The sequence below is a fragment of the Burkholderia sp. HI4860 genome, assembly GCF_002223045.2.
GTDB lineage: Bacteria > Pseudomonadota > Gammaproteobacteria > Burkholderiales > Burkholderiaceae > Burkholderia.
The window spans coordinates 2,650,686-2,667,793 of record NZ_NKFO02000003.1 but is presented as its reverse complement, the minus strand read 5'-3'; the positions used below and the strand labels follow the sequence as shown (position 1 = coordinate 2,667,793).

Here is a 17,108-nt window from a genome sequence, read left to right as displayed (position 1 = left end):
CCGCGCCGCGTGCGCGGCGCAACAGTCGAATGGAGTCGCGCCCGCCCACACAAGTTCGACCGGAATCGCATGACACGAAAAAAAAGGCTGTCACGGCATCCCGTGACAGCCTTTCGAAAGCCCGTGTGCGACGCGGCCGGCATCTGCCGTCGCGCGCCACCGGGCTCGCTCAATCACTCACTCATTCACCCAGGTACGCAGCCCGCACCTTCGGATCGTCGAGCATCTGCTTCGCATCGCCTTCCATCGTGACCGTGCCCGAATCCATCACGTAACCACGGTCGGCCGCCTGCAGCGCGAGGCGTGCATTCTGCTCGACGAGCAGCACCGTGATGCCCTCCTTCGAGATTTCACGCACCACTTCGAAGATCTTCTCGACCATGATCGGCGACAAGCCCATCGACGGCTCGTCGAGCAGCAGCAGCTTCGGCTTCGACAGGATCGCGCGCGACATCGCCAGCATCTGCTGCTCGCCGCCCGACAGCGTGCCCGCGAGCTGCGTCGCACGCTCCTTCAGGCGCGGGAAGAAGCCGAACATGCGATCGACGTCCTTCTTGATCTGCTCGCCGTCGTTGCGCAGGTACGCGCCCATCTGCATGTTCTCGACGATCGACATCCGCGCGAAGATCCCGCGGCCTTCCGGCACCATCGCGAGGCCGCGCTTGAGCAGCTCGTGCGTCGGGATGCCCTTGATCGACTTGCCCTCGTACTCGATGTCGCCGGCCGAATACGCCTTCAGACCCGTGATCGCCTTCATCGTCGTGGTCTTGCCCGCGCCGTTCGCGCCGATCAGCGTCACGAGCTCGCCCTGACGGACTTCCATGTCAACGCCCTTGACGGCCTGGATGCCGCCGTAGTTGACCTGCAAGCCCTTGATTTTCAACATTGCCGCTGCCATCAGTGCACCCCTGCGCCGAGATATGCCTCAATCACCTTCGGATTCTTCTGCACGTCCTGCGGCAGACCCTCGGCGATCACCTTGCCGTAATCGAGCACCGTCATCCGGTTGCACAGCCCCATCACGAGCTTCACGTCGTGCTCGATCAGGAGAATCGTGCGGCCGTCCGAGCGGATCTTGTCGAGCAGGCGCGTGAGTTCGACCTTCTCGGTCGCGTTCATCCCGGCCGCCGGCTCGTCGAGCGCGAGCAGCTTCGGGTCGGTGGCCAGTGCGCGCGCGATCTCGAGACGGCGCTGGTGGCCGTACGACAGGTTGCGCGACGTGTAGTCGGCGTACTGCAGCACGCCGACGTATTCGAGCAGCTCGATCGCGCGCTCCTTGATCTCGCGCTCTTCCTGGCGTTCGGCCGGCGTCTGGAACACCGCGCCGAGCAGCCCGTGCTTGGTGCGCACGTGGCGGCCCACCATCACGTTCTCGAGCGCCGTCATCCCGCCGAACAGGCGGATGTTCTGGAACGTGCGCGCGATGCCCGTCTTCGCGACCTGATGCACCGCGGTCGGCTTGTATTCCGAGCCGTCGAGCTTGAACTCGCCGGAGTCCGGCGTGTAGAGGCCCGTGATCACGTTGAAGAACGTCGTCTTGCCGGCGCCGTTCGGGCCGATCAGGCCGTAGATCTCGCCTTCCTTGATTTCGAGGCCGACGTCGGACAGCGCCTGCAGGCCACCGAAGCGCTTGTTCACGCCTTTGACGGACAGTCGGATTTGTTTGTCGCTCATGTGTATATCCCCAGTGTCCGTCGATTAAGCACGAACCGGCTTCTTGCTGTTGCGCTTCGCCAGTTTCGCGATCTTGTCCTCATGCTTCGGCGCGGGCCACAGGCCTTCCGAGCGATACAGCATGATGACCACCATCGCGAGGCCGTACAGCGCCTGACGGATCACTTCCGTATCGACGACGTCGTGGCCGAACAGCGCGTGCTGCAGCGGGCTCATCGTCGAGCGCAGGAATTCCGGGAAGATCGCGAGCAGCACCGCGCCCAGGATCACGCCCGGGATGTGGCCCATGCCGCCGAGCACCACGCAGGCCAGCACGACGATCGATTCCCAGAACGTGAACGATTCCGGCGACACGAAGCCCTGGAACGAACCGAACATCGCACCCGACAGGCCGCCGAACGACGCGCCCATCGCGAACGCGAGCAGCTTCACGTTGCGGGTGTTGATGCCCATCGCCTTCGCCGCGATCTCGTCTTCGCGGATCGCCGCCCATGCGCGGCCGATCCGCGAGTGCTGCAGGCGCGTACACACCCAGATCACCAGCAGCGAGCACAGCACGAACAGGTAGTAGTACATGTAGACCGACGGCAGCTGGATCCCGAACAGCGAGTGCGTCTGCGCGAGGCTGAAGTCGCCGATGTGCACCGGATCGATGCCCGTGATCCCCTTCGGGCCGTTGGTGATGTTCACCGGACGGTCGAGGTTGTTCATGAAGATCCGGACGATTTCACCGAAGCCGAGCGTCACGATCGCCAGGTAGTCGCCGCGCAGGCGCAGCGTCGGCGCGCCGAGCAGGATCCCGAAGGTCGCCGCCAGCGCCATCGCGATCGGCACGATGATCAGGAACGGGATGTGCAGCCCGTTCGGCGCGAGCGCCGCAATCCACTCGAATTGCGAGCTCAGGTGCGGCGAGCTCAACAATGCCGCCGTGTACGCACCCACCGCGTAGAACGCGATGTAACCCAGGTCGAGCAGGCCGGCAAAGCCGACCACCACGTTCAGGCCCAGCGCGAGCATCACGTACAGCATCGCGAAGTCGAGCACGCGGACCCAGTAGTTGCCGCCGGCCGAGCCGATGATGATCGGCGCGGCGATCACGAAGACCGCGGTCAGGAGGCCGATGATGACCGTCTTGGTGGTGTTGCGCTCTTCGACGAGCGACGTCGAGGATTCGATCGGTTGAATGGATGTCATGTTGTTTGCTCCCTTCCGTTACGCGCGATCCGCGACACGTTCGCCCAGCAGGCCGGACGGACGGAACACCAGCACGATGATCAGCACGATGAAGGCGAACACGTCCTGGTAGTTACTGCCGAATACGCCGCCCGTGAGGTTGCCGATGTAGCCGGCCCCGAGCTGCTCGATCAGGCCGAGCAGCACGCCGCCGACCATCGCACCGCCGAGGTTGCCGATCCCGCCCAGCACCGCGGCCGTGAATGCCTTCATGCCGGGGATGAAGCCCATGTAGAAGTGCACGTTGCCGTATTCGGATGCGATCATCACGCCGGCCAGCGCGGCGAGCGCGGAGCCGATCATGAACGTCGCGGAGATCACGAAGTTCGGGTTCACGCCCATCAGGCTCGCGGTGTTCGGGCTTTCGGCGATCGCGCGCATCGCGCGGCCGAGCTTGGTCTTGTGCACGAGCAGCAGCAGGCCGCCCATCACGATGAACGCGACCGCGATGATCACGATTTCAGTCACCGAGATCACGGCGCCGGGCGTCGTGTCGGTGGCCTTGATCACGTTGATCGGATCGGTCGGCAGCAATTGCGGGAACGGCAGCGGGTTGCGCGACCAGATGATCATCGCGGCGGTCTGCAGCAGGATCGACACGCCGATCGCGGTGATCAGCGGGGCGAGGCGCGGTGCGCGACGCAGCGGCCGGTAGGCGACCCGTTCGATCGTGAAGCCGACGAATGCACAGACGACTGCGGCGATGCCCAGGCCGATCGTCAGCGTCGCGACGTTGCCGAGTCCGGGGAAATGGTTCTGCAGCACGGTAATGGCCGACAGGGCGACCATCGCGCCGATCATCAGCACGTCGCCGTGCGCGAAGTTGATGATGCCGAGAATGCCGTACACCATCGTGTAGCCCAACGCGATGATGGCGTAGACACTGCCGAGCACCAGCCCGTTGAGAACCTGCTGGACGAAAATATCCATTTAAAGCTCCTTGGCCCGTGCTGCCGGAGGACGTTGCGCCCCGCGGGTAAGCGAGGAATCGCGCCTTCTCGGCGACACTGCGGGTACTAGTCGATACCGGTAAGGGTGGATCGTCCCGGCGCGCGCCGCCCGGCCTGTACGGCCGGACCTGCCGCCGGAGCGGATACAAAAACGGCACCGCACTGTTCCGGTGCCGTCATGAGTCCCGTCGCTAAATCGTCACGACATCGAGGACGGTGTTCGTGGCCTCCTTGAAGTCGTAGGGCAGCATGCCGAGACGGCCATCGTCCGGTTGCCCGGCATCCGTGCCTTTTCCCGTCCGGTGCGAGGCGAGCCCCGCACCCGGGCGGATCGGATTCCGTGCCGCGCTGCCTCGCAAGGCACCGCGAACGCCGCGCCCGACATTCGTCAGGACTACGTCGGAATCCATCGTACGAACCAGACCGCGCGCCGCGACATCATTGCTCGCGGCAACGCGCTGTTTCGTCGAATCGAAATGAAAGGGGACCGGCGACATCGGCACGCTGCCCGCATCGCCGGGCACCCGGGCCGGCCTGCGTCGATCGGCGCGCACGGTCGCTGTCACGCCACGACCGGCGGCCTGCTGTGCTGCACCCTGCGTGCCCGCTGCCTGGCCGTTCGCCAGGCCAAGCGCGTTGATTTCCTCGATCGCCAAACGTGCCCCGTTTTCCTTGTCCTTGCCCAATTGCGCGATGCGGCCCGCAAAGGGTGCCGCACGACCGGTTCCGGCGACGCGCACGCCGCTGGCCGGCGGTGCCGCGGACACCGCAGCCTCCCTCCCCGCCTCGTCGTCGCTCTTTTTGCTGCAGCCGGCAAGCATTGCAACCGGTGCGGCGACGGACATGGCGTAAGCCAACTTCACATGCATTGAGTGGTCTCCCGCGCCTTGCCAAAATCCGATTTCAAAGCCATTCAGGCCTGAAAACGGGCGCATTGTAACTCCATTTATAGGACGCCAATAATCCTGATTCGATGGGGTTTTCCTGCATTGCAACCAATTTTGAGAGACGCTTGAAAGCACGCAGAGCAACCCGGTTGCACCATTCATCCGAATATTGGTTGCGATTGCGAATTCGACAGGCAAAAAAAAGCGCGCCGTCAGGCGCGCTTCGGTGTTCCGCGGGTGCAATGCGGCAATCAGGCGGCGGGCGGCAGGTTCAACCCGCGCGGCAGCGGAAACGACACGTTTTCCTCGATGCCGTCGAGCGCGCGCACATTGCGCACACCGAGTTCGCGCAGCCGCGCGATCACGGCCTGGGCGAGCACTTCGGGAGCCGACGCGCCGGCCGTCACGCCGATGCGGCGCTTGCCCGCGACCCATGCCGGATCGATCTGGTCGGGGGCATCGACCATGTAGGCGGCCACGCCGCGCTTCTCGGCCACTTCACGCAGGCGGCTCGAATTCGAGCTGTTCGGGCTGCCGACGACGATCACGACATCGCACTGCGGCGCCATGAACTTCACGGCGTCCTGGCGGTTCTGCGTCGCGTAGCAGATGTCCTGCTTCTTCGGCTCGCGGATCTTCGGATACTTGGCCTTCAGCGCGCCGATGATCTCGGCCGCGTCGTCGACGGACAGCGTCGTCTGCGTGACGAGCGCGATGCGTTCGGGATCGGCGAGCTCGAGCTTCTGCACGTCCTCGACGCTCTCGACGAGATGCATGCCGCGCTCGACCTGCCCCATCGTGCCTTCGACTTCCGGATGGCCCTTGTGCCCGATCATGACGATGTCGACGCCGTCCTGGCGCATCTTCGCCACTTCGACGTGCACCTTCGTGACGAGCGGGCAGGTTGCGTCGTAAATGCGCAACCCGCGCACGTCGGCCTCGTCGCGCACGGCCTTCGACACGCCGTGCGCGCTGAAGATCACGGTATTGCCGGCCGGCACTTCCTCGAGCTCCTCGACGAAGATCGCGCCTTTCTTCTTCAGATCCTCGACCACGTACTTGTTGTGGACGATCTCGTGACGGACGTAGATCGGCGCACCGTGCATCGCGATGGCGCGCTCGACGATCTCGATCGCGCGATCGACGCCCGCGCAGAAACCGCGCGGCTGGGCCAGCAGGATTTCGGCATCGGCGGCGACGGTCTGCCCGGACAGCGTATCGGTGGTGCTCATGATTACAGGATTCCGATGATTTTCACTTCGAACGTGAGCGCTTGGCCCGCGAGCGGATGATTGAAGTCGAACAGTGCCGAGGTTTCGCTGACTTCCTTCAGCACCCCCGCGTATCGGCCGCCGTCCGGCGCGTTGAACTCGATCAGTTCGCCCGGCGTGAAATCGTCGCCGACCATCCCGTTCTCGCGCAGCGTCGACAGCGTCACGCGCTGGAGCATGTCGGGATTCCGGGGACCGAACCCCTGTTCGGGGGCTAGCTGAAAAGTCGAATGGTCGCCGACCCTGAGGCCGATCAGAATCTGTTCCAGCGACGGCGCCAGTTGCCCCGCGCCGAGCAGCAGCGTGGCCGGCTTGTCGGTGAAGGTGTTGACGATATCGGCGCCGTCGGCGAGTGCCAGCCGGTAATGCAGTGTGACGTGGGAACCGGGCTTCACTTCGGATAGATCGATGAGGCTCATGAATTACTCGTTCAGTCGGCGCCCGATACGGCCGAAAGGCCCGGCGCAAAACCAATATTGTAAGTCACCTGAGCGCGCAAGGCGGAAAGTGCGACGACGTCGCGCACACTGCCCCGCCGCCAATGGAGTTTCAAGCATGCTGTCACCCTGCCCAGCCTTGCCGCCCGCCGAATGCCGCGACAGCACCGATCTGCCGGCCGATCCGCCCGGCCGTGTCATCCCGATCCACCGGCGCAAGCACCGCCTGCGCGGCTGGCGGCCCGAGCGGCCACGCGAGCGATTGCTGGAGCGCGGGCCGGCGGCGCTGACCGACGACGAACTGGTCGCCCTGCTGCTCGGCACGGGCAAGCCCGGGCACGATGTGTTCACCACCGCCCGCGCACTGGTCAAGCAGTTCAAGTCGTTGCACGGACTGCTCGAGGCAACCACCGGCGATTTCGAGGCGCACCCCGGCATCGGCCCCGCGCGCGCCGCGCGGCTGGTTGCCGTCATCGAGATCGCGCGTCGCATGCTCAAGGAGAAAGCGCACGAGAAGATGCCGATCGACTCACCCCGCGCGGTCGAGGACTATCTGCGGCTGAAGATCGGCGCGCGTCCGTACGAAGTGTTCGCCGCGGTCTACCTCGACGCGCGCCACGGCCTGATCGACATGGAGGAAATCACGCGCGGCTCGCTGACGCGCATGGCGGTCTACCCGCGCGAGATCGTGCGCCGCGCGATGGCATACAACGCCGCGGCACTGATCGTCGCCCACAACCATCCGTCGGGCGCCGTGCAGCCGAGCGCGGAAGATCGCCGCCTGACCCGCGTGCTGCACGACGCGCTCGCGCTCGTCGATGTCAGGCTGCTCGATCACGTCGTGATCGGCACGGGTGATACTTTTTCGTTCGCGCGGGCCGGTTGGATGTAGACTGTGCGGTTGCGGCCCGCCCAACGGCGCCGCAACGGCGATGCGAAATTAGGTTTGATTTTTCTGAACTTTTTCTGCTAGAATCGCCGTCTGTCTTTTTTCCAACCAGTTCTAGCCATCGAAGGGCCTTGTCTGTAAGGGCTTCGGCGTTCTGAGTGCAGCCATGGATCACGTGGCGGTACGATGGAACCTTCATCGGCGATCGAACCCCGAATTTAGCGTATTAGGAGTGCTCTCATGGCACGCGTATGCCAAGTAACTGGGAAAGCGCCGATGAGCGGCAACAACGTTTCCCACGCCAACAACAAGACGAAGCGCCGCTTCCTGCCGAACCTGCAAAACCGCCGGTTCTGGGTAGAGAGCGAAAACCGCTGGGTGCGCCTGCGCGTCTCGAACGCCGGCCTGCGCCTGATCGACAAGAACGGCATCGATTCCGTGCTCGCTGACCTGCGCGCACGCGGCGAAGCCTAAGCCCAAGGAGCACAATCATGGCAAAAGGCGCACGCGACAAGATCAAGCTTGAGTCGACCGCTGGTACGGGTCACTTCTACACGACCACGAAGAACAAGCGCAACATGCCGGAAAAGATGGCGATCAAGAAGTTCGATCCCGTCGTCCGCAAGCATGTGGAATACAAAGAAACCAAGATCAAGTAATCTCCGGTTTCTGCTAGCCTGACGGCGACCGAAAAGCCCCGCACATGCGGGGCTTTTTGTTTTGCGCGCACGCTCCGGCGCGACGCGGTATGCTCTCCCCTTTCCGCGGCCACGGCTGCCGGAACGCACAAGATCAAAAGCGTAACGATGGAGATGCAGCATGAAATTCGACGTGGCGATCGTCGGCAGCGGCCTGGCAGGGCTGTCGGTCGCACTCAACCTGGCCAGCACGCGACGTGTCGCGCTGATCGCGAAGCGGTCGATGATGGAGGGCGCGAGCGATAACGCGCAAGGCGGCATCGCCGCAGTCCTCGATTCGGCGGACAGCATCGAGAACCACGTCGACGACACGCTGGTCGCCGGTGGCGGCTTGTGTGACGAAGGCGCGACGCGCTATATCGTCGAACACGGCCGCGAAGCGATCGAATGGCTGATCTCGCAGGGCGTGCCGTTCACGAAGGACGACGCGGCCGAGCTCGGCTTCCACCTCACGCGTGAAGGCGGCCATAGCCACCGCCGGATCATCCACGCGGCCGACGCGACCGGCCATGCGGTGCTCGCCACGCTGTCGGCGCGTGCACGCCAGCATCCGAACATCACGTTCTTCGAAAACCACCACGCGATCGACCTGATCACGTCGGATCGGCTCGGCCTGCCCGGCCGCCGCTGTCACGGCCTGTACGCGCTCGACGTCGACAACGACCGCACGATCACGATCGAGGCGCCGCATACGGTGCTCGCCACGGGCGGCGCCGGCAAGGTCTACCTGTACACGACGAACCCCGACACCGCGACCGGCGACGGCATCGCGATGGCGTGGCGCGCAGGTTGCCGCGTGTCGAACATGGAATTCATCCAGTTCCACCCGACCTGCCTGTTCCATCCGTATGCGAAATCGTTCCTGATTTCCGAAGCCGTACGCGGCGAAGGCGGCCTGCTGAAGCTGCCCGACGGCACGCGCTTCATGCCCGCGCACGATCCGCGCGCGGAACTCGCGCCACGCGACATCGTCGCGCGCGCGATCGACTTCGAGATCAAGAAGCGCGGGATCGACTGCGTGTATCTCGACATCAGCCACCAGCCGGAAGCGTTCCTGCGCGAACACTTCCCGACGATCCACGCGCGCTGCCTCGAATTCGGCATCGACATCGCGAAAGAGCCGATTCCGGTCGTGCCGGCCGCGCACTACACGTGCGGCGGCGTCGTCACCGACCTCGCCGGGCGCACCGATCTCGCGGGCCTGTATGCGGTCGGCGAAACGTCGTACACGGGGCTTCACGGCGCGAACCGGCTCGCGAGCAACTCGCTGCTCGAATGCCTCGTGATCGGCCGCGCGGCGGCCGAGGCGATCGAAGCTGCGGGCTTCGATGCCGAAACGCCGGCTTCGCTGCCCGCGTGGGACGAAAGCCGCGTGTCGGATGCGGACGAGGAAGTCGTCGTTGCGCACAACTGGGACGAGCTGCGTCGCCTGATGTGGAACTACGTCGGCATCGTGCGCACCGACAAGCGCCTCGAACGCGCGAAGCACCGGCTGTCGCTGCTGCGCGACGAGATCCAGGAGTACTACGCGAACTTCCGCGTGACGCGCGACCTGCTCGAACTGCGCAACCTCGTCGACGTGGCGACGCTGATCGTGAAGAGCGCGCACTCGCGCCGCGAAAGCCGCGGGCTGCACTACAGCCGCGACTGGCCGAACTCGCTGCCGAAGGCGCTCCCGAGCGTGCTCACGCCGCGCGCGCGTCGCTGAGCGGTACGCCCTTCCCGGCTGCGGCCGCACAGGAAAAAAGCCGTTGGCGTTTGCGCGCCAACGGCTTTTTTGTCTGATCGAACGCGTTCGGTCAGTCGACGATCCGCATCGAATAGTCCGTCGCGCGCACGTCCTTCGTCAGCGCGCCGATCGAGATGCGATCGACCCCCGTTTCCGCGAACGCGCGCACCGTATCGAAATTGACGCCGCCCGACACTTCGAGCACGGCCTTGCCGTTCGCCACGCGCACCGCTTCACGCATCATGTCGAGCGTGAAGTTGTCGAGCAGCACCGACTGCGCGCGATGTGCGAGCGCCGTATCGAGTTGTGCAAGCGTCTCGACTTCGACCTGCACGGGCACGCCCGAGTCCAGCGCGAACGCCGCGTCGAGCGCCTCGCCGACACCGCCTGCCGCCGCGATGTGGTTTTCCTTGATCAGGATGCCGTCATACAGCGCGAGACGCTGGTTCTCGCCGCCGCCGACGCGCACCGCATACTTTTGCGCGAGCCGCAGGCCCGGCAGCGTCTTGCGCGTATCGAGGATCTTCGCGCGCGTGCCTTCGACGCGATCGACGTAACGACGCGTCGCAGTCGCGACGCCCGACAGCAACTGCAGGAAGTTCAGCCCGTTGCGCTCCGCCGTCAGCAGCGCGCGCGCCGGCCCTTCGAGTTCGCAGACGGTCGAATCGGGCGACATACGATCGCCTTCGCGATAACGCCACTGCACGACGATCGCCGGATCGATCCGGGCAATCACGGCCTCGAACCACGGCACGCCGCACAGCACGGCTTCCTCGCGCACGATGATGCGTGCACGGCGACGTCCGCCGGCCGGTACGAGCCGCCCGGTCTGGTCGCCGCTGCCGACGTCTTCCGCGATCGCATCGGCCACGTTGCGCGCGATCGCATCGTCGAATGCCGCGCCGTATTGCTCGCGGACGATGTTGAACAGCGGGGATACTGCGGAGTTCGCGCCGCCTTCCGCCGGGCCGCCCCCAAGGAAGGTAGCCGCCCCCTCGGGGGGCAGCGAACGAATGTGAGCGTGGGAGCTATTCATTACGCAGCCCCCACGTTCGCAAACAATTGCTGATCGCGCTGCAGATCGCCGCTCGCCTGCACGCGCTTCTTGTGCGCGGCTGCGAAATCGAGCATCCGGTCGATCGGCAGGCGTGCGCGCTCGCCGATCGCGGGATCGACGAAGATCTCGTTGTGACCGCGTTCGAGCACGTCGGCAAGGTTCGCGAGGCCGTTCATCGCCATCCACGGGCAGTGCGCGCAGCTCTTGCAGGTGGCGCTGTTGCCGGCCGTCGGTGCGGCGATGAAGGTCTTGCCGGGCGCCGCAAGCTGCATCTTGTGCAGGATGCCGAGATCGGTCGCGACGATGAAGTGCGTCGCGTCGAGCTTGACCGCCGCATCGATCAGTTGCGTGGTCGAGCCGACCACATCGGCCTGCGCGACGACGTTTTCTGGCGATTCCGGGTGGACGAGCACCTTCGCGTCCGGATACTCGGCGCGCAGCAGATCGAGCTCGATGCCCTTGAATTCGTCGTGAACGAGGCACGAGCCTTGCCACAGCAGCATGTCCGCGCCGGTTTTCTTCTGGATGTAGCTGCCGAGATGGCGATCCGGCGCCCAGATGATCTTCTCGCCACGTGCGTGCAGGTCGGCCACGATCTCGAGGCCGATCGACGACGTGACCATCCAGTCCGCGCGCGCCTTCACGGCGGCGCTGGTATTCGCGTAGACGACGACGGTACGGTCGGGATGCGCATCGCAGAACGCCGAGAATTCGTCGACGGGGCAACCGAGGTCGAGCGAGCAGGTCGCGTCGAGATCGGGCATCAGGATACGTTTGTTCGGGCTCAGGATCTTCGCGGTTTCGCCCATGAAGCGCACGCCGGCGACGACCAGCGTCTGCGCGTCGTGGTCACGGCCGAAGCGGGCCATTTCGAGCGAATCGGCGACACAGCCGCCGGTTTCGTCGGCGAGTTCCTGCAACTCGGCGTCGACGTAGTAGTGCGCGACCAGCACGGCCTTTTCGCGCACGAGCAATGCCTTGATGCGCGCTTTCAGCGCGGCCCGCTCTTCGGCGGACGGTGCATCGGGCACCTTGGCCCAGGCCTGCCCCACGCCGCATACGGTCCCTGCTGCAACGGGCCGGTCGTACTCGACGGGTTTGATCGTCGATTGCATCTCCATATCTCCTGTCGACCCGAGTTAGCGCTTTAGCGCTTACTCGGGTCCCATGCTTCGCGGTCGATCAGCGTTAGCGCTTTAGCGCTTACTCTGATCCCATGCTTCGCGGTCGACCCGAGTTAGCGCTTTAGTGCTTACTCGGGTCCCATGCTTCGCGGTCGATCGGCGTTAGCGCTTCAACGCCCACTCCGATCCCATCCCCTGCGTTCGCCCCGGAGCAACACTTCCCCGTTGCCCCAAGCCTCATACCAATCCGGCCCTGCCAATCACCATTCAAAAACCGGCGGACCAAATAAAAAACCCCGCCAACGCGGGGTTTTTGACGTCCTTAGATTCTAATCGATTTCGAATCAGGCGTAGCGGCGCAGGCGCGTCGCAAATTCCTGCAGCGCCTTGATGCCGCTTTGTTCTGCGCGATGGCACCAATCCTGCAATTGCGCGAGAAGCTGTTCGCGCGATGCGGTCGAACGATCCCAGATCGCGGCAAGATCCTGGCGCAGCTGGAAGTACGTTTGCAGCTTCTGGCTGTTCGCGAAGATTTCCGGCAGCAGCTTCTTCTGCGGCTCGTCGAGGCCGTCGGCGTCCTTGTGGAACCACTTGCGCGCGCCGCGCATCATCTGGTACTTCTCGCCGCCGATTTCCTTCAGGTGCGCAAGCTCCTGGCGGTACGCACGCTTCACGGCCTTGCCGTAGCGCGCCATCACTTCGTAGCGGTTCGACAGCACGGCCTGCAGCGTCTCCTGGTCGAGCACCGTCTTCGGCTTGTTCAGGCGCGGCGTGGGCGCGACCTTCTTCACCTTCGCGAGACCGAACGCCGACATGATGCGGATGTACATCCAGCCGATGTCGAACTCGTACCACTTGTTCGACAGCTTCGCCGACGTCGCGAACGTGTGGTGGTTGTTGTGCAGCTCTTCGCCGCCGATCACGATGCCCCACGGGAACAGGTTCGTGCTCGCGTCGGCCGAGTTGAAGTTGCGATAGCCCCAGAAGTGACCGAAGCCGTTGACGACGCCAGCCGCCCAGAACGGAATCCAGACCATCTGCACGGCCCACACGGTCAGGCCGATCACGCCGAACAGCGCGACGTCGATCACCATCATCAGGCTGATGCCGAGAATCGGGTACTTCGAATAGACATTGCGCTCGACCCAGTCGCTCGGCGTGCCGTGACCGAACTTGCGCATCGTCTCTTCGTTCTTCGCTTCCGCGCGATACAGCTCGGCGCCTTCGAGGAACACCTTCCAGATGCCGCGCGTCTGCGGGCTGTGCGGATCTTCCTCGGTCTCGCACTTCGCGTGGTGCTTGCGGTGAATCGCGGCCCACTGGCCGGTCAGCATGCCGGTCGTCATCCACAGCCAGAGGCGGAAGAAGTGGCTCGCGATCGGATGCAGCTCAAGCGCGCGGTGCGCCTGGCAGCGGTGCAGGTAGACCGTCACGCCGATGATCGTGACGTGCGTGACGGCGAGCGCGAACAGCGCGACCTGCCACCACGAAAAATGCAGGAGCCCGTGGGAAAGAAAATCGAGCAGGGAATTCAACAAGGCAGTTACCTGTGATGAGAGCGACGTCGGCACGCGCCGAGCGTCAGAAAAATGAAAGCATACCGCGTGTAGACCAGAATTTTACTTCAACCGTTCCAAGTCTTTGTAAAAAATGAACATTTTCTTGCCATGACGCAACAAACCCAGTCCATGGGCGGACTGGGAAAGGCCCGCGATCCGGTTCCGGCCGCGGGGTCGATACGATTGACGACCGGCGCGCGTCATGCCGCCGGTGCGTGCCCGTCCACGGCGCCGTTGCCGGCCGTCACACCCGTGGCGGGAAAGGCGTCGGGCAACCCGACGACGCGCACTTCGCGCTGCGGGAACGGAATCGAAATCCCGTGCTCGCTGAACAGGCGCCAGATGTTCCGGTTCACGCTCGAACGCACGCCGGACGTGCCTTTCGCCGAATCCTCGATCCAGAAACCGAGCTCCAGGTCGATCCCGTCCGCCCCGAAACTCACCAGATACGGGGTCGGAGCAGGCTCCGCCAGCACGCGCGGCACACCCTTGGCCGCCTCGGCGAGCAGCGTGAGCGCGCGCTCGACGTCGCTCGTGTACGCGACCTGCACGGCCACCTTCGCGTAGCCGCGCGTCAGGTACGACGACTGGTTCTGCACGACGTCGGTGATCAGCTTTTCGTTCGGGATCAGCGTCTCGTTGCCGTCGAGGCCGCGCACGACCGTGTAGCGCGTGCGGATCTGCGTGACGACGCCCTGCAAGCCGCCGACGCTGATCGCGTCGCCGAGCCGCAGCGAGCGGTCGAGCAGGATGATGAAGCCCGACACGTAGTTGCTGGCGATCTTCTGCAGCCCGAAACCGAGGCCGACACCCACCGCGCCGCCGAACACGCCGAGCACGGTCACGTCGATGCCGACCAGCGACAGCCCGATCAGGATCGCCGCGAACACGAGCAGCGCGCGGCCGACCCGCGACAGCACGACCTTCAGGTTCGCGTCGAGCGTGCTCGCGCGCGTGAGGCGATCCTCGAGCACCGAGCCGAGCCACATCGCGACCATCAGCGTCACGCACACCCACAGCGCGCCGGAGATCACCGACAGCAGCGTGAGATGCGCATTGGCGACCCGGAACTGCACGCTGTCGAGCCAGCCGAGCACGTCACGCTGGATGCCGAGCACGGTCAGCACCATCGCGGCCCACACGACGGTCGACACGATCTTCTCGACGATCGACAGCCATGCATGCGTGTGGCCGTCGCGCGCGAACACGCGCCGCGCAAAGAAGAACAGCACGTAGATCAGCCCGATGCCGAACAACGGCACGAGCGCGAGCGACAGCAGCGACGTCGACATGAACGGGTCGAACGCGAGCTGCGCGCCGCCCACGAATACGCTGCCGAACAGCGGGAACAACGCGCGCTTCAGGCTTTGCGCACCCGCGCCGGGCGCACGTCCGGCCGCCCGGCGGCGCGCGTCGATCCGGCCGTGCACGAAGCGCGCAGCCACCCATGCGAAGCACAGCGCGCCGATGAGGATCGCCGCCTGCCAGATCATCACCGGCTGGTGGAAATCGCGGATGACCGATGCCAACCGGTGCGACAGCAGGCGGCTCTGCAGATTCTCCATCGTCCGTCCAGCCCGCCGTTACTGCGCCGCGCGCCGTTCGAGCACCGCGGCGAAGAAGCCGTCGGTCGCGTGGCGATGCGGCCACAGCGACAGGTAGTCGCCCGTCTCGAGCTCGATGCGCTGGTCGTCCAGCACCTTCTGCGCCGGTACCAGCACGAAGTCGGGATGGTCGGCCAGGAACTGTTCGACGATACGTTCGTTCTCGGCGTCGAGCACGCTGCAGGTCGCGTAGACGAGCCGGCCGCCCTTCTTCACCAGGCGCGCGGCGCTCGCGAGGATCGACGCCTGCTTCGGCGTCAGCTCGTCGATCGCGGTGCGCGTCTGGCGCCACTTCAGGTCCGGGTTGCGGCGCAGCGTGCCGAGGCCGCTGCACGGCGCATCGACCAGCACGCGGTCGATCTTGCCGGCGAGCCGCTTGATCTTCGCATCGTGTTCGCTGTCGATCAGCACGGGGTTCACGTTCGACAGCCCGCTGCGCGCGAGGCGCGGCTTCAGCTTCGCCAGGCGCTTCTCCGACACGTCGAACGCGTAGAGGCGCCCGGTCGAGCGCATCATCGCGCCCAGCGCGAGCGTCTTGCCGCCCGCCCCCGCGCAGAAATCGACGACCATCTCGCCGCGGCGCGGCGCGACCAGCGAACACAGCAGCTGGCTGCCTTCGTCCTGCACCTCGATCGCGCCTTCCTCGAACAGCCTCAGGCGCGTCAGCGCCGGCTTGCCGACCACGCGCACGCCGAACGGGGAAAACGGCGTCGCGCCCGCATCGATGCCTTCCGCGCGCAGCCCGTCGATGACCTGGTCACGGCTGGCCTTCTGCACGTTGGCGCGCAGGTCGAGCGGCGCCGGGTAGTTCAGCGCGGCCGCGAGCTGCGCGAGCTCGTCGGCGTCGAACCGGGCCGACAAGGCCTGGTGGATCCAGTCGGGCAGGTTCGTGCGGATGCGCACCGGCAGGCTCGCCGGATCGATCTTCGACACGTGCTCGAGCCATGCGGCCTCGGTGTCGGACAGGAACGGCTTCAGCGCATTGCGGCCGGCCGTCTGCATCAGGCCGAGCAGCGTGAGGCGCCGCGCGGGCGTGCCCGTGCCGCTCTCGGCGAGATGCGAAAACTCCATCTTGCGGCGCAGCACCGCGAACACGGCCTCGGCGATCACGCCGCGCTCGGCATGCCCGAGCTTCGGATGCGCGCGGAAGAACCGGCTCGTCGTCGCGTCGGCGGGGCCGGCGAACTTCAGCACCTCGGCCAACAAAGTCTCGGTCTGGCCGATCAGGAATCCGTGCAGTTTCATACGCCCTCACTCGTTTCGGTATGCGGTTGATCCGCGAAAATCCAGCGCGCCTCTTCCGGCGCCACCACTGCACGGCCGTTCTCGAGACGCAGACGCCCCTCGATGAACCAGCGCACCGCGCGCGGATACAGCACATGCTCGACCGTCAGCACCCGCCGCGCGAGCGCGGCCGCGTCGTCGCCCGCGCGCACGGGCACCGCGCCCTGCGCGATGATCGCACCGCTGTCGAGCTCGGGAATCACGAAATGCACGCTCGCGCCATGCAGCGCGACCCCCGCGTCGAGCGCCTGCTGGTGCGTGTGGATGCCCTTGAAGCTCGGCAGCAGTGACGGATGGATGTTCAGCAGCCGGCCTTCGTATCGTCTGACGAATGTGGGCGTGAGAATGCGCATGAAGCCGGCGAGGACCACGAGATCGGGCGCGAATCGGTCGATCTCGGCGGCGAGCGCCGCATCGAAGCTGTCGCGGCCGTCGAACGACCGGTGGTCGACCACCGCCGTCGCCACCCCGTGCGACGCGGCAAATGCCAGGCCGGCCGCGTCGGGCCGGTTGGCGATCACGGCCGCAATCTCGGCCGGCCAGCGTTCCTGCGCGCACGCGCGGACGATGGCCTCCATGTTGCTGCCGCGACCGGAAATCAGGATCACGAGTTTTTTCATCCGCGAATTTTACCATTCGCCCCCGCGTTTCCCCCCTTCTCGGCCGCCCGCGCGCCCGAACGTTTATAATCTTTTGCTTTGCGGCATCCCAC

The 17,108-nt window shown here is 65.2% G+C and carries 17 protein-coding genes; 4 read left to right on the top strand and 13 right to left on the bottom strand.

Features of this window, described 5'->3' with window-relative positions; genetic code table 11:
* Window positions 1-181: 181 nt before the first annotated feature.
* The 7 genes from CFB34_RS27645 to CFB34_RS27615 all read right to left on the bottom strand — a co-directional run bounded on the left by CFB34_RS27645 (window position 182) and on the right by CFB34_RS27615 (window position 6,434).
* A complete protein-coding gene (locus CFB34_RS27645) occupies window positions 182-898 on the bottom strand; it encodes an ABC transporter ATP-binding protein (RefSeq protein WP_089426143.1) in 717 nt (238 codons plus the stop codon).
* Window positions 898-1,674 carry an ABC transporter ATP-binding protein gene (locus tag CFB34_RS27640; protein ID WP_021160760.1) on the bottom strand — a complete coding sequence of 259 codons (777 nt, stop codon included), beginning with the start codon at window positions 1,672-1,674 and terminating at the stop codon, window positions 898-900. The genes CFB34_RS27645 and CFB34_RS27640 overlap by 1 nt, the downstream gene beginning before the upstream one ends.
* A gap of 24 nt (window positions 1,675-1,698) precedes the next feature.
* Window positions 1,699-2,868: an ABC transporter ATP-binding protein gene (locus tag CFB34_RS27635; RefSeq protein WP_089440838.1), complete on the bottom strand. Its 1,170-nt coding sequence runs from the start codon at window positions 2,866-2,868 to the stop codon at window positions 1,699-1,701.
* Between the two features lie 18 nt (window positions 2,869-2,886).
* Window positions 2,887-3,837, bottom strand: a complete 951-nt coding sequence (locus tag CFB34_RS27630; protein WP_006488946.1) for a branched-chain amino acid ABC transporter permease — start codon at window positions 3,835-3,837, stop codon at window positions 2,887-2,889.
* A 211-nt stretch (window positions 3,838-4,048) separates the two neighbouring features.
* Window positions 4,049-4,726 carry an amino acid-binding protein gene (locus CFB34_RS27625; protein WP_089440839.1) on the bottom strand — a complete coding sequence of 226 codons (678 nt, stop codon included), beginning with the start codon at window positions 4,724-4,726 and terminating at the stop codon, window positions 4,049-4,051.
* Window positions 4,727-4,995: 269 nt separating this feature from the next.
* A complete protein-coding gene (ispH, locus tag CFB34_RS27620) occupies window positions 4,996-5,976 on the bottom strand; it encodes a 4-hydroxy-3-methylbut-2-enyl diphosphate reductase (protein WP_006488968.1) in 981 nt (326 codons plus the stop codon).
* A 2-nt stretch (window positions 5,977-5,978) separates the two neighbouring features.
* A complete protein-coding gene (locus tag CFB34_RS27615) occupies window positions 5,979-6,434 on the bottom strand; it encodes a peptidylprolyl isomerase (protein ID WP_046544593.1) in 456 nt (151 codons plus the stop codon).
* A gap of 136 nt (window positions 6,435-6,570) precedes the next feature.
* Between CFB34_RS27615 and radC the strand changes: the two genes are divergently transcribed.
* From radC to nadB, 4 genes are all read left to right on the top strand, one after another.
* A complete protein-coding gene (gene radC, locus CFB34_RS27610; RefSeq protein WP_089440840.1) occupies window positions 6,571-7,344 on the top strand; it encodes a DNA repair protein RadC in 774 nt (257 codons plus the stop codon).
* Between the two features lie 237 nt (window positions 7,345-7,581).
* Complete coding sequence (gene rpmB, locus CFB34_RS27605; RefSeq protein WP_004186391.1) at window positions 7,582-7,815, top strand: 50S ribosomal protein L28; 234 nt, start codon at window positions 7,582-7,584, stop codon at window positions 7,813-7,815.
* Between the two features lie 17 nt (window positions 7,816-7,832).
* Window positions 7,833-8,000, top strand: coding sequence for a 50S ribosomal protein L33 (gene rpmG, locus CFB34_RS27600; RefSeq protein WP_006478046.1), 168 nt, complete (start codon window positions 7,833-7,835; stop codon window positions 7,998-8,000).
* Between the two features lie 160 nt (window positions 8,001-8,160).
* Entirely contained in the window at window positions 8,161-9,747 is a 1,587-nt protein-coding gene (gene nadB / locus CFB34_RS27595; protein WP_089440841.1) for an L-aspartate oxidase, read from the top strand.
* A gap of 91 nt (window positions 9,748-9,838) precedes the next feature.
* Here nadB and nadC read toward each other — a convergent pair whose 3' ends face one another.
* From nadC to purN, 6 genes are all read right to left on the bottom strand, one after another.
* Entirely contained in the window at window positions 9,839-10,804 is a 966-nt protein-coding gene (nadC, locus tag CFB34_RS27590; RefSeq protein ID WP_242808707.1) for a carboxylating nicotinate-nucleotide diphosphorylase, read from the bottom strand.
* A complete protein-coding gene (nadA, locus tag CFB34_RS27585) occupies window positions 10,804-11,940 on the bottom strand; it encodes a quinolinate synthase NadA (RefSeq protein WP_071334971.1) in 1,137 nt (378 codons plus the stop codon). The genes nadC and nadA overlap by 1 nt, the downstream gene beginning before the upstream one ends.
* Before the next feature lie 353 nt (window positions 11,941-12,293).
* Window positions 12,294-13,487, bottom strand: a complete 1,194-nt coding sequence (locus CFB34_RS27580) for an acyl-CoA desaturase (protein WP_089426146.1) — start codon at window positions 13,485-13,487, stop codon at window positions 12,294-12,296.
* Between the two features lie 221 nt (window positions 13,488-13,708).
* A complete protein-coding gene (locus CFB34_RS27575; protein WP_089440842.1) occupies window positions 13,709-15,073 on the bottom strand; it encodes a mechanosensitive ion channel domain-containing protein in 1,365 nt (454 codons plus the stop codon).
* 18 nt (window positions 15,074-15,091) lie between these two features.
* The gene (locus CFB34_RS27570; RefSeq protein ID WP_089440843.1) at window positions 15,092-16,357 is read right to left on the bottom strand and encodes an RsmB/NOP family class I SAM-dependent RNA methyltransferase; all 1,266 of its coding nucleotides are present in this window, start codon (window positions 16,355-16,357) and stop codon (window positions 15,092-15,094) included.
* Window positions 16,354-17,016, bottom strand: coding sequence for a phosphoribosylglycinamide formyltransferase (gene purN, locus CFB34_RS27565; protein ID WP_089440844.1), 663 nt, complete (start codon window positions 17,014-17,016; stop codon window positions 16,354-16,356). Before purN ends, CFB34_RS27570 begins: the two co-directional genes overlap by 4 nt.
* Between the last annotated feature and the right edge of the window lie 92 nt (window positions 17,017-17,108).